The 12,650-nt window shown below is 66.6% G+C and carries 10 protein-coding genes; 8 read left to right on the forward strand and 2 right to left on the reverse strand.

Annotated features, from left to right (window positions below):
* Window positions 1–479: 479 nt before the first annotated feature.
* Complete coding sequence (locus tag ACQR03_RS00320; RefSeq protein ID WP_316185170.1) at window positions 480–692, reverse strand: hypothetical protein; 213 nt, start codon at window positions 690–692, stop codon at window positions 480–482.
* 21 nt (window positions 693–713) lie between these two features.
* Window positions 714–1,376 carry a 3-oxo-tetronate 4-phosphate decarboxylase gene (otnC, locus tag ACQR03_RS00325; protein ID WP_316185171.1) on the reverse strand — a complete coding sequence of 221 codons (663 nt, stop codon included), beginning with the start codon at window positions 1,374–1,376 and terminating at the stop codon, window positions 714–716.
* A gap of 130 nt (window positions 1,377–1,506) precedes the next feature.
* Here otnC and ltnD point away from each other — a divergent pair, with 130 nt between their 5' ends.
* The 8 genes from ltnD to ACQR03_RS00365 all read left to right on the forward strand — a co-directional run bounded on the left by ltnD (window position 1,507) and on the right by ACQR03_RS00365 (window position 12,610).
* The gene (ltnD, locus tag ACQR03_RS00330; RefSeq protein ID WP_316188164.1) at window positions 1,507–2,421 is read left to right on the forward strand and encodes an L-threonate dehydrogenase; all 915 of its coding nucleotides are present in this window, start codon (window positions 1,507–1,509) and stop codon (window positions 2,419–2,421) included.
* A gap of 22 nt (window positions 2,422–2,443) precedes the next feature.
* Window positions 2,444–3,226 (forward strand): 2-oxo-tetronate isomerase, encoded by a 783-nt coding sequence (gene otnI / locus ACQR03_RS00335; RefSeq protein ID WP_434841571.1) that lies wholly within the window; start codon window positions 2,444–2,446, stop codon window positions 3,224–3,226.
* Window positions 3,223–4,500 (forward strand): 3-oxo-tetronate kinase, encoded by a 1,278-nt coding sequence (gene otnK, locus ACQR03_RS00340; RefSeq protein WP_434841570.1) that lies wholly within the window; start codon window positions 3,223–3,225, stop codon window positions 4,498–4,500. The genes otnI and otnK overlap by 4 nt, the downstream gene beginning before the upstream one ends.
* A 278-nt stretch (window positions 4,501–4,778) precedes the next feature.
* Window positions 4,779–6,806, forward strand: coding sequence for a methyl-accepting chemotaxis protein (locus tag ACQR03_RS00345; protein WP_315749165.1), 2,028 nt, complete (start codon window positions 4,779–4,781; stop codon window positions 6,804–6,806).
* Between the two features lie 264 nt (window positions 6,807–7,070).
* On the forward strand, window positions 7,071–8,594 hold the full coding sequence (locus ACQR03_RS00350; RefSeq protein WP_434888687.1) for a methyl-accepting chemotaxis protein: 1,524 nt from the start codon (window positions 7,071–7,073) through the stop codon (window positions 8,592–8,594).
* A gap of 160 nt (window positions 8,595–8,754) precedes the next feature.
* Window positions 8,755–10,269, forward strand: a complete 1,515-nt coding sequence (locus tag ACQR03_RS00355) for an ABC transporter substrate-binding protein (protein WP_315826483.1) — start codon at window positions 8,755–8,757, stop codon at window positions 10,267–10,269.
* A gap of 180 nt (window positions 10,270–10,449) precedes the next feature.
* Entirely contained in the window at window positions 10,450–10,662 is a 213-nt protein-coding gene (locus tag ACQR03_RS00360) for a hypothetical protein (protein ID WP_410052347.1), read from the forward strand.
* 256 nt (window positions 10,663–10,918) lie between these two features.
* Entirely contained in the window at window positions 10,919–12,610 is a 1,692-nt protein-coding gene (locus tag ACQR03_RS00365; protein WP_434841569.1) for a methyl-accepting chemotaxis protein, read from the forward strand.
* Window positions 12,611–12,650: the final 40 nt, after the last annotated feature.

Below are 12,650 nucleotides of genomic sequence, written 5' to 3' on the forward strand. Positions count from 1 at the left end.
TCATGATCGCAGCTCGCTCCGTCGGGCGCCCGCGATCCGGCCCGTCTGATGTCTGCAACGGATATGCCAAGGGTCGCCGTGGGCGCGGAGCAGCGCGTGAAGATTGCGCGCTGGATGAGATGCGTATGCAACGCTCGAAAGGGCATTCCCCGGTCCCGGCGTCAGTCCGCTCAGATGGGCCGCCGATCCGGCCAAACAGCCGCGCCCACGCCGATGTGGAGGCATTTTGCCCTGTCCTTTCGTGCTCCGGGCGTGCTCAGCGATAGGCTACAATCGATGGTGGAAGAGCGGGGCGCATCCTCGCGCCGCGGCAGCGATGAGCTGCCGGTGTTGTCCTTGCTCGACCGATCCGTCCCTGATTGCTGCCGAAGTCGCACTTTGCCTGAATATTAGGCATCGTTGTCCTCCCGAGGCAAGGCAGCTTGATGAGCGACAAGGCGGCGCAGGCTACCTCGCATGCAGGCCGGGCTGGCGGGACGCTAGATCCGCCGTGCCCGCGATCTCGCCTGCGCGGCGGCCACCAGCATGCGCTCGGCAATGCCGCGCAGCTCGCTGACCGCGATCGGATCAGAGGCGGCGAACGCGTCATAGGAGTCGGCTGCGATCGGAAACCAGCGATAGAAGCAGGCCTCCTCGTAGAGCACCCGGACAGCGGCATCGATTTCGGCCGGCGTTGTTGCGAAATATTGCATGCCCATCCATCCGCCGGCGGATCAGTGATGATCGTTGTGATCGGGCAGGGTGAGGCCGAAGACTTTGACCAGATCGTCGACCTGCTGCGGCGAAAGATGACGCGGGTTGAGCCCGCGCAGCAGCAGATAGAGCTTTGCGGTCTCCTCGAGCTCCTCCATCGCGAACACGGCGGCTTCCAGCGTGTCACCGGACACGACGGGCCCGTGATTTGCGAGCAGCACCGAGGCGTATTTGCCGGCGAGACCCTTGATGGCATCGGCTACCGCGGAATCGCCCGGACGATGATAGGGCACCAGCGCGGTCTGGCCGCAGCGCATCAAGTAATAAGGTGTCAGCGGCGGCAGCGCTGCGCGCGGATCGATCTCCGGCAGCATCGAGATCGCGACCGAATGGGTCGAGTGCAGATGCACGACGGCGCGCGCGGCGTCGCGCGTCTGGTACAGCGCCGTGTGCAGCGGCACCTCCTTGGTCGGTGCATCGCCCGAGACCAGTCGCCCTTCGGCATCGAGCCGCGACAAACGGGCCGGATCGAGGAAGCCGAGCGAGGCATTGGTCGGCGTCACCAGCCAGCCGCCATCATCGAGCCGCACGCTGATGTTGCCGGACGAGCCCGGCGTCAGTCCGCGCTCGAACAGCGAGCGGCCGAACCGGCAGATGGCCTCGCGAATCGCAGTTTCCGCCACGGGTCTTTCCTCGCATGTCGCTGTTTTGCCGCTTTGTCTCACGCTTTGGCAACGCGGCCAAGCCGTGATACCCAGGGTGCAGTCCGGGGCAACCGGACATTCTCCGGGAAACGCTTCAGGGATCTGCCGCATGCCGTCGCCATCGCAATTGAACGTCGCCGTGATCGGGCTTGGCTCGATGGGATTCGGCATGGCGACCTCGCTGAAGCGCGCAGGCTTCGAGGTGACCGGATGCGACGTCTCGGCGGACGCGGTGGCGCGTTTCGTGGCCGACGGCGGCAAGGGCGCGACGACTCCCGCCGAGGCGGCTGATGGCGCCGATATCGTGGTCAGCGTCGTGGTCAATGCGGCGCAGACGGAAGCCATCCTGTTCGGCCCGGGCGGTGCTGCCGAAACCATGCCGAAGGACGCCGTGTTCGTCTCCTCCGCGACCATGGATCCTGACGTTGCGCGGCGGCTGGCGAAGCAGCTCGAAGCCACCGGCCGGCACTACCTCGACGCGCCGATCTCCGGCGGCGCGCAGCGCGCCGCGCAAGGCGAGCTGACGATCCTGGCCTCGGGCAGCGCGGCGGCGTTTGCCAAGGCGCGGCCGGCGCTCGATGCGATGGCGGCCAAGCTCTATGAGCTCGGCGATGCCGCCGGGCAGGGCGCTGCGTTCAAGATGATCAACCAGCTTCTCGCCGGCGTTCACATCGCTGCCGCCAGCGAGGCCATCGCCTTCGCCGCCAAGCAGGGTCTCGATATCAGAAAGGTCTATGAGGTCATCACCGCCTCGGCCGGCAATTCCTGGATGTTCGAGAACCGCATGCCGCACGTGCTCGACGGCGACTACACGCCGCGCAGCGCGGTCGAGATCTTCGTCAAGGACCTCGGCATCATCCAGGACATGGCACGCAGCCATCGTTTTCCGGTGCCGGTCTCGGCCGCCGCGCTGCAGATGTTCCTGATGACGTCGGCCGCCGGCATGGGCCGCGACGACGACGCCTCTGTGGCGCGGATGTATGCGCAGGTCACCGGCACGACGCTGCCGGGCCCCTCCAAGTAGCAGCACGACGAGTCTTCACGCCATGCCCCGCTTCGCCGCCAATCTCTCGATGATGTTCACCGAGCATCCGTTCCTCGACCGCTTCGCGGCCGCCGCCAAGGCCGGCTTCACTGCGGTCGAATTCCTGTTTCCGTATGACCATCCGGCCGAGGAGGTCGGCCAACGGCTGCACGGCAACGGCCTGACCCAGGCGCTGTTCAACCTGCCGCCCGGCAATTGGGATGCCGGCGAGAGGGGCTTTGCGGCGCTGCCGGAGCGCTTCGACGATCTGAAGGCGAGCCTCGAGACCGCGCTGCCCTATGCCATGGCGACCGGCGTGAAGCGGCTGCACATGATGGCGGGGATCGCCGAGCGCAGCGATCCGAAGGCGGTGGAGGCGTACTACAAATCGGTCGCATGGGCGGCCGAGTTCTTCGCGCCCCACGGCCTCGACGTCGTGATCGAGCCGATCAATCCGCGCAACGTGCCCGGCTACTTCCTCAACGATTTCGGCTTCGCCCGCGATCTGGTCCGCGAGCTGAAGATTCCGAACCTGAAGCTGCAGTTCGACATCTATCATTGCCAGATCATCCATGGCGACGTCACGATGCGGCTGCGCGAGATGATGGACATCATCGGCCACATCCAGATCGCCAGCATTCCCTCGCGCAACGAGCCCGACGGCGAGGAGCTCAACTATCCGTTCCTGTTCGCGGAACTTGACCGGCTCGGCTATGCCGGCTTCGTCGGCTGCGAGTACAATCCGCGCGGCCGCACCGAGGACGGGCTCGGCTGGTTCGCGCCCTACAAGGGAGTGAAGCCGTGAGCCTGAAGCTCGGCTGCATCGCCGATGACTACACCGGCGCCTCCGATCTCGCCAACACCCTGACCCGCGCCGGCCTGCGCACGGTGCAGACCATCGGCGTACCGGCTGATGACCTCACGCTGCCCGAGGTCGATGCCGTCGTGGTGTCGCTGAAGAGCCGCTCGATCGAGGCGTCGCTTGCCGTGGCCCGCTCACGCGAGGCCGACACATGGCTGCGCGCACGAGGCGCCGACCACGTGCTGTTCAAGATCTGCTCGACGTTCGATTCCACCGACGCCGGCAATATCGGTCCTGTCATGGACGCGCTGGCGGGCGATGCCGGTGAAACGATCGTGCTGGTGACGCCGGCGTTCCCGGAAACCAGGCGGACCGTCTATCAGGGCAACCTGTTCGTCGGCGGCGTGCCGCTCAATGAGAGCCCGCTCAAGGATCATCCGCTCAACCCGATGCATGACGCCAATCTGGTGCGCGTGCTCGGCCGGCAGAGCCGACGGAAGATCGGTCTGGTCGATCTCGCCACCGTGGTGCATGGGCCCGAGGCGATCAGCCACCGGCTGCAGGAACTGGCCGGGCAGGGCATCGGTGCCGCGATCGTCGACGCCGTGTTCGATGCGGACCTGACCGCGATCGGTGCGGCCGCCTTGAAGAGCCGGGTCTCCGTCGGCGCGTCCGGCATCGGGCTCGGTCTGGCGCGCGCTTTGGTCGAGGCCGGGCGCGTGCATTCCCACGGCTTGGCGCATCACGCCGATGCCCCCGTCGGCGGCTTGGCCGCCTGCCTCGCCGGCAGCTGCTCGCAGGCGACCTTGCAGCAGATCGCGCAGGCCGAGACCATCATGCCGGCGCTGCATCTCGATGCGGCGGGCCTGGTCGCCGGTCCGGATGAGGCGCAGCGCGCGCTCGCCTGGGCGCGTGAGCGCATCGCCAAGGGGCCCGTGCTGATTGCCTCCAGCGCGACGCCGGATCAGGTCAGCGCGCTGCAATCCAGGCACGGCCGCGAGGCGGCGGGGCACGCCATCGAGCAGGCGATGGCCGATCTCGCCGAGGGGCTGATCCAGGCCGGCGTCCGGCGGTTGATCGTCGCCGGCGGCGAGACCTCGGGCGCTGTCGTTGACCGGCTGGGGATTCCCGGCTTCCTCGTCGGTCCGGAGATCGCGGCCGGCGTGCCCGTGCTTCGCACGATCGGCGCCGACGCAGGCGACATGCTGCTGGCGCTGAAGTCCGGCAATTTCGGTGGGCCGCAGTTTTTCGCCGACGCGCTCGGGCTGATGCGCTAACTGCGCGTCAGCCGACTCCCGGCTGCGTCGGCCCGTGCCGGATTTTGGAACGACGTGCTTGGCCTCGGTCCCGATCTCATCATCTGCTTAGTTTGTGAGCCGTCGCTCGGCGCGGCAGCGCCGTCGTGCCGCCATAAGCATCGGGACGCACACTGAAAAAGCAGAAGTTTTTTGCGTGTAATGCCCGATAACTCCCGTAAATTAACGGTCTCTAGGGACCTCACCGCTATACCTCCAGTACGGACCGTCGCGTGACGCGTTCATCTGTGGGTAGGGCAATGAAACTGAATCGGATCGGCTACAAACTCGGGCTCGCTGGCGCCATCGGCGCATCTCTCGCCGTCGGCATGATCGCTAACCAGTTGATGGCGGAAAGAGCGGTCAACCACGCCAATCAGCAGGCCGAGCGCGCGCGGCGCGTCGTCGAGAGCGTGCTGTCGGCCAGCATCAACATGCAGCAGACCCAGCTCGGTGGCCGTTCGGCACGGCTGGCGCGTGCGCCGGCCGAGGCAGAGAAGGCCGCCGCCGACATTCAGCAGTTCTCGACCGGGATGGTGACGGACATCGACGCCGCACTCGCCAACGTGTCGACCGCCGACAATCGCGCCCGGCTGACCCGGATCAAGGAGCTGATGACGAGCTATGCCGCAGGAGCGGTCGATCTCGCCGAGGCGCAGAAGAAGTTGCTGACGCAGATCGAGAAGCGCAGTGCCGTCTCCAACGACTGGAACACCAGCCTGAAGGCGCTGCTCGCCTCGCCGTCGCTGCCGAAGCTCGCCTTCCGCGAGCGGGTCGAGCGCCAGCTTCACGCCGCCGATGCCAAGTTGAACTACATGCGGTCGCAGGCCTGGCGGTTCGGTATGACTGGCGATGCCGCGACGATCCTGACGGTGAAGCAGACGGTGCCGGGGCTGAAGAGCTCGCTGACCGATGCCCGCATGCTGGCCGACGACCGCGAGATCCAGGCCACGATCACCAAGCTCAATGGCCTCGCCTCGGACTTCGTCGCCGCGAACGACGAGGTGGTGAAGACCGAGGGGATCAAGGAGGCCGTGCTGCGCGACCGCACGCTCATCTATCTCGGCGAGGCCGGCGAGCTGATGTCCTCTGCGATCCAGGACGCGCGCGCGCGCAACGCGAGCGCGCGGTTCGAGGCAGACCAGGTCGCCGCGCAGGCGAGCTATATCACGCTGTTTGTCGGATTGGCGGTTCTGTTGTCGGTGATCGGTTCGGTCGTGTTCTCGTTCCTCGGGATCGCGCGGCCGTTGACGCGGCTGAACGCGGCGCTCGGCGAGATGGCGCGCGGCCGGCTCGACATCGCCATTCCCGGCGCATCGCGGGGTGACGAAATCGGCGATCTCGCCAAGACCGTAACGGTGATCCGTGGCAATGCGGAGGAGAAGGCGCGCGCCGAGGCCGAGGAAAAGAGCGCGCAGGACGCGATCACGGCGCGCCAGCGCAAGGCCGACATGCAGCGGCTGGCCGAGCAGTTCGAAGCCGCGGTCGGCGAGATCGTGAACACCGTCTCGTCGGCCTCGAGCCAGCTCGAGCAGTCCGCCACCACGCTGACCCAGGCCGCGACGCGCTCGCAAGGCTTGACGACGGCGGTTGCGTCCGCCTCGGAGGAAGCCACGACCAACGTCCAGTCGGTGGCGTCTGCGACCGAGCAGATGGCCTCGTCGGTCACCGAGATCAGCCGCCAGGTGCAGGAATCGGCGCGCATCGCCAACGACGCCGTCGGCCAGGCCCGCACCACGACCGGGCGCGTCAGCGAGCTGTCCAAGGCTGCCACCCGCATCGGCGACGTCGTCGAACTGATCAACACGATTGCCGGCCAGACCAACCTGCTGGCGCTCAACGCCACCATCGAGGCCGCACGCGCCGGCGACGCCGGCCGCGGCTTCGCGGTCGTCGCCTCGGAGGTCAAGGCGCTGGCGGAGCAGACCGCGCGGGCGACTGGCGAGATCGGCCAGCAGATCTCGAGCATCCAGGTCGCAACGCAGGAGTCGGTCAGCGCGATCAAGGAGATCTCCTCCACGATCGAGAAGCTGTCGGAAATCTCCTCGACCATCGCAGCCGCCGTCGAAGAGCAGGGCGCGGCGACGCAGGAGATCTCGCGCAACGTCCAGCAGGCGGCGCATGGCACGCAGCAGGTCTCGTCCAACATCGCCGACGTCGAGCGCGGTGCGGCCGAGACCGGGTCGGCCTCGGCCCAGGTGCTCTCAGCGGCACAGGCGCTGTCCGGCGACAGCAACCGTCTCAAGCAGGAGGTCGCGAGCTTCCTCGGTTCGGTGCGGGCGGCGTAACGCCGAGACGCGGAAGCGGCCAACTCGGATTGCGCAGGGGATTAAAAGGCCGGAGCATCGAACGCTCCGGCCTTTTGCGTTGTCTCGCGTTGCATCGACGCCGGCAAACTAACCTGCGTAGTCAATCTGCGTTTTTAACTTGTGTTAAGAATCGGCGCGTAGGGTCTGATCGGCCTGACTGCCTTCAATTCCCGTGAGCTCGCTGCCGGCCTCAAGCAGCAGAAGCAGCTCGAGCTGCGGCATCTGACCGAGCTCGCGCTCGCCATCTTCGCCGAGGAGCATGCTGCCGCGCAGAAGGGGACGATCTCGGTCGCCGACGCGCAGAAGCGCGCTCTGGAGCGCGCCTCCCAGCTCCGCTATGGCGGCAACGAGTATTTCTTCGTCACGGACATGACCGCGAAGATGCTGATGCATCCGATCTCGACCAAGCTGATCGGGCAGGACGTCGCGGACATGAAGGATCCGAACGGCAAGAAGCTGTTCCAAGAGATGATCGACGTGGTTCGCCAGCATGGCCGCGGCTTCGTCGACTACGATTGGCCGAAGCCCGGCTCCGAGACGCCGCAGCCCAAGCTCACCCATGTCGCAGGCTTCGCACCCTGGAATTGGCTGGTCGGGACCGGCGTCTATATCGATGACCTCTCGGCTCAGGCCTGGGCCTCGACGCGGCAGTCGTTGATGGCGGCCGGGATCGTGCTGCTGATCCTGCTCGTCGTGTCGACGCTCGTCGGGCGCGGCATCACCAGCCCTCTGCATCGCATGACCAGCGCGATGAAGAGCCTCGCCGGCGGCCGTCTCGACGTCGAGGTCCCCGGCTTAGGACGCGGCGACGAGATCGGCGAGATGGCCGGCGCCGTCGAGGTGTTCAAGAGCAATGCGGTCGCACGTCACGCGCTGGAAGCGGAGCAGAAGGAAGCCGAGCAGCGGGCGCTGGCCCGCCGCAAGGCCGACATGCACAAGATGGCCGACGACTTCGAAAGCGCCGTTGGCGAGATCGTCGAGACGGTCTCGTCGGCTTCGTCCAGACTGGAAGTCTCGGCGGATACCTTGAGCAAGACGGCGGTCCGCGCTGGCGAGCTCGCAACCACGGTGGCGGCTGCGTCGGAGGAAGCGTCGACCAACGTGCAATCCGTCGCCTCGGCCACCGAGGAGATGACGTCCTCGGTCACCGAGATCGGCCGCCAGGTGCATGAATCGGCGCGCATGGCCAACGAAGCGGTCGAGCAGGCGAAGAAGACCAACGAGCGGGTGAGCGAGCTGTCGCGCGCGGCGAGCCGCATCGGCGACGTGGTCGAGCTGATCAACAGCATTGCCGGGCAGACCAATCTGCTGGCGCTGAACGCCACGATCGAGGCGGCGCGTGCCGGCGAGGCGGGGCGGGGCTTCGCCGTGGTCGCCGCTGAGGTCAAGGCGCTGGCGGAGCAGACCGCCAAGGCGACCGATGAGATCGGCCAGCAGGTGGCCGGCATCCAGGCGGCGACACAGGAATCGGTTGCGGCGATCAGGCTGATCTCCGGCAGCATCGAGCGGCTGTCGGAGGTTTCCTCGACGATTGCAGCCGCTGTCGAAGAGCAGAACGCCGCGACCAAGGAGATCTCGCGCAACGTGCAGCAGGCGGCGCACGGCACGCAGCAGGTCTCCGTCAACATCACCGACGTGCAGCGCGGCGCCACCGAGACCGGCTCGGCCTCGACCCAGGTGCTGGAGGCGGCCCAGGGGCTGTCGACAGACAGCAACCGCCTCAAGCGCGAGGTCAGCCGCTTCCTGCAGACGGTCCGCGCGGCCTGACAGGCCGCGGCAATCTCACTAGCTCAATCAACGATCCGACCAGCGTGTCTCAACGAGTTCAAATCCCGTCATGATGGCCTTCCTTGACCTCCGGCCCCGCCACGAGGTGGTGAACCGGATCCGATCGCTCGCGACTTCCTCGGTGATCATCCTCACCCTCATGCTCACGACCTCGGTCGGTGCCGCGCCCGGCGACAACCTCGCCGTCGTGCGCGACCTCGGCGGCAGGATCGGTCCCGCCATCGGAGCGGCCCTTGCCTGCAGCGAGATCCCTCGGCCGCGGATCCAGGCCATCATCGGCAAGTTCCAGGCCGTCATCCGGGAGGCGTCGAGCGACGACGGCGATCGCAACGAGCTGACGCGCGAGTTCGACCGCTCCATCGCCGACGGTCGCGCGGCCGTGGCGAGTGGCCGTCAGGACTGCCGGCGGGCCGAGCTTCAGCTCGCAGACATCGAGCGATCGATCGGCGCGCCCGCAACGGCGGCCGGCGCGCTGCCGGACTCTGCGCCCTCCATCGCTGCGGCTGGTGCGACGAGCGCCGTGCCTGCTCCATCGGTTCGCGGCGTCACGGAGCGCGACATCACGTTCGGCAGCGTCTTGCCACTGTCGGGCGCGAACAAGGAATCGGGTCGGCTGCTCAAGGTCGGCATCGAAGCCGCCTTCAACCGCGCCAACGACGCCGGCGGGGTCAATGGCCGGATGCTCAAGCTCGTCGTCGCCGATGACGGCTATGATCCGAACCGCACGCTCGACGCCATGAAGCAGCTCTACGAAAAGGAGCGCGTGTTCGGCTTCGTCGGCAGTTTCGGGACCGCGACGGCGGCCGTCGCGATCCCATATTCGCTCGAGCGCCGGATGCTGTTCTTCAGCCCCTATACCGGTGCGAACGTCTCGCGCCACGATCCGCCGGACCGCTACGTCTTCAACTATCGTCCGAGCTATTCGGAAGAAGCCGATGCGCTGGTCCGTTACCTGGTGAAGCTGCGCCGCGTGCCGCCACGCCAGATTGCGCTGTTCGCGCAGGACGATTCGTTCGGCGATGCAGGCTTTGCCGGCGTGGCAAAGGCGTTTCGCGTCCTCGGCCTCAGCGACGCCGCGATCCTGCGCGTCAACTACACCCGCAACACCGTGGATGTGGAGCCGGCGATCAACCAGCTCAAGGCCCAGAAGGTGCCCGTCCGCGCGGTCATCATGGTCGCGACCTCGCGCGCGGCGGCGAAGTTCATCGAAAAGGCGCGCGATGCGCTTCCCGGCGTCCTCTTCGTCAATGTGTCGGCGGTCGGCGCATCGGCGCTTGCCAATGAGCTCATGCTGCTCGGTTCGCGCTACGCGGCCGGGGTCGTCGTGACCCAGACCGTTCCCGCCGTCTCCGGCTATTCGAGCGTGGTGCTCGACTACAAGGCCGCGCTGGCTCGACACTTCCCCGGCGAACCGCCGGACTACACCTCGCTCGAGGGCTACATCGAGGCGAGTATCCTGGTTCAGGCCCTGAAGCAGGCCGGTCCGCAGCTCGATACCGAGCGGCTGATCGATACGCTGGAGTCGATGCGCAACATCGATCTCGGTCTTGGCGCCTCGCTCAACTTCGGCCCCGCCGAACATCAGGCCTCGCACAAGATCTGGGGCACGGCGCTCGACGAGACCGGCGCCTATCAGCCGATCGAGCTGGAATGACGCGGCTATCGCCGGGGTGCAGCGCGGCTCCGGCGAGACCGGCTCGGCGTCGTCCCAGGTGCTCTCGGCGGCGCAAATGCTGTCCGGCGACAGCAACCGACTGAAGCTCGAGGTTGGACGTTTCCTGGACACCGTGCGCGCAGCCTGATCCCGGCGCGCAGATCCCGACCAGACCAGGGCGTGGCCGCGAGGCCGCGCCCTTTTTTCGTGGGCCGGTCGGCGCGGACGGCGGGCGAGGCAGCCGGCCAGGCGCGCGGGACCACCGATCGCCTCGGCGGGCTGTCGAAGGCCGCGACCCGCATCGGCAAAATCGTCGAGCCGATCAACATCACCGCCGGCCGAACCAACCTGCTGGCGCTCTTGCGCTTCCTGCAAACGGTTCGCACCGATTGATCCAGTTTCCTGCATCAACGGCGGCAACATGGTTGGGCCGTTCTGTCTGGCTCGTATCGAGGAGACACGCCGGCGACAGGTCTTGTGAGATTGCGGCCGTCCGTGAACGGGGTCCAGCGACCCGTATTTCAACGGTTGCGGCATTTTATCTTAGGTTAATCGGCGACTGCGACAATCGATGCATCGTTTGCAGCAAAATTAGTCATGCCGATGCCGGCATGACTCGCGGCCATCATCGTCGATTGAAAGACTCGCCATGCGTAAGAATTTGCCCGTCACCAACGTCGAGTATCCGATCACGGATGACACGCTGATCGTGTCCAAGACCGACACGAAGGGCAAGTTGACCTTCTTCAACCAGGATTTTGTCGATGCGGCCGGCTTCACCGAAGCCGAGCTGATGGGGCAGCCGCACAACATCGTGCGTCATCCGGACATGCCGCCTGAAGCTTTCGACAATCTCTGGACCACGCTCAAGGCCGGCCGTCCCTGGGTCGGAGCGGTCAAGAACCGCCGCAAGAACGGCGACTATTACTGGGTGCTGGCGACGGCGTCGCCGATCTGCAAAGACGGCCAAGTCGTCGGCTACACCTCGGTGCGCACCAAGCTGCCCGCCGACCAGCGCGCAGAGGCCGAGCAGGTCTATGCGGCGATCCGCGAAAAGCGGCCACATGGTTACAAGATCGACGACGGCATCGTCCGCCGCCGCTCGGTGTTCGACCATCTCTCGATGTTCACCGGCACGATCGCGGCAAGGCTGCGAACGCTGGTCGGATTGCAGACGCTGTTCCTGCTCGTGCTTGGTGTCATCTCGTTCGGGGAGGGCGGGCTCGCCGGAATGACCGCTGTGGCGATTGCTGCTACCGGTGTCGTGCTGTGTGGCATGGTCGGACTGCGCACGATGAACGTAATCGTGGCGCCGCTCGATCATGTGAACGAGACGATGGAAAGCATCACCCAGGGCAAGCTCGACACCCGCATGCACATCGAGCGCGACGACGAGATCGGCCGCGCCTTGCGTAACCTGCAGACCGTCCAGACGATGGTGCGGTTCAACGCCAGGGAGCTCGGTGAGCAGGAGCGGCGCGCAGCCGCCTCGCGCAAGCGGGAGATGTCGGAGCTCGCCAACAGTTTCGAAGGCGCCATCGGCAACATCGTCAATACGGTGTCCTCGGCCTCCAGCGAGCTCGAGAGCTCGGCCAACTCGCTGTCGAGCACCGCCGTGCGAGGGCAGGAGCTTTCCACCACCGTCGCCGCGGCCTCCGAAGAGGCGTCGGCCAATGTTCAGGCCGTCGCCTCGGCGACCGAGGAGCTCACTTCGTCGGTCCGTGAGATCAGCCGCCAGGTGCAGGAGTCCGCGCGCATCGCCTCCGATGCGGTCGAGCAGGCACGCCGCACCAATGATCGTGTCGGCGAGCTGTCGAAGGCGGCGACCCGCATTGGCGACGTTGTCGAACTGATCAACACGATCGCCGGGCAGACCAATCTGCTGGCGCTCAATGCCACTATCGAGGCCGCGCGGGCGGGCGAAGCCGGCCGCGGCTTTGCCGTCGTCGCCTCCGAGGTCAAGGCGCTGGCCGAACAGACCGCCAAGGCGACCGGCGAGATCGGCCAACAGATTTCTGGCATCCAGGGGGCCACGCAGGAGTCGGTCGGCGCCATCAGAGAGATCTCGACGACGATCGAGCGGCTGTCGGAGATCGCCGCGACGGTGGCGGCCGCGGTCGAGGAGCAGGGCGCAGCAACCGCCGAGATCTCGCGCAACATCCAGCACGCCGCCGCAGGTACACAGCAGGTGTCCGCCAACATTTCCAATGTCCAGCGCGGCGCCAGCGAGACCGGCGACACCTCGGGGCAGGTGCTCAGCGCCGCGCGCCAGCTCTCCGGTGATAGCCAGCGTCTCAAGCTGGAGGTCAGCCGCTTCCTGCAATCGGTTCGCGCCGCCTGACCCAAGACATTGACGAAGCGGAGGACAGCGGCCGAGATTG

It is taken from the genome of Bradyrhizobium sp. HKCCYLS3070, assembly GCF_051167575.1.
GTDB lineage: Bacteria > Pseudomonadota > Alphaproteobacteria > Rhizobiales > Xanthobacteraceae > Bradyrhizobium.

Excerpts from the sequence above, each read along its gene's own strand:
- ltnD (WP_316188164.1), top strand. The coding sequence starts at position 1,507 with ATGCCGTCGCCATCGCAATTGAACGTCGCCGTGATCGGGCTTGGCTCG.
- otnI (WP_434841571.1), top strand. The coding sequence starts at position 2,444 with ATGCCCCGCTTCGCCGCCAATCTCTCGATGATGTTCACCGAGCATCCG.
- ACQR03_RS00320 (WP_316185170.1), bottom strand. The coding sequence starts at position 692 with ATGCAATATTTCGCAACAACGCCGGCCGAAATCGATGCCGCTGTCCGG.
- ACQR03_RS00345 (WP_315749165.1), top strand. The coding sequence starts at position 4,779 with ATGAAACTGAATCGGATCGGCTACAAACTCGGGCTCGCTGGCGCCATC.
- ACQR03_RS00365 (WP_434841569.1), top strand. The coding sequence starts at position 10,919 with ATGCGTAAGAATTTGCCCGTCACCAACGTCGAGTATCCGATCACGGAT.
- ACQR03_RS00355 (WP_315826483.1), top strand. The coding sequence starts at position 8,755 with ATGCTCACGACCTCGGTCGGTGCCGCGCCCGGCGACAACCTCGCCGTC.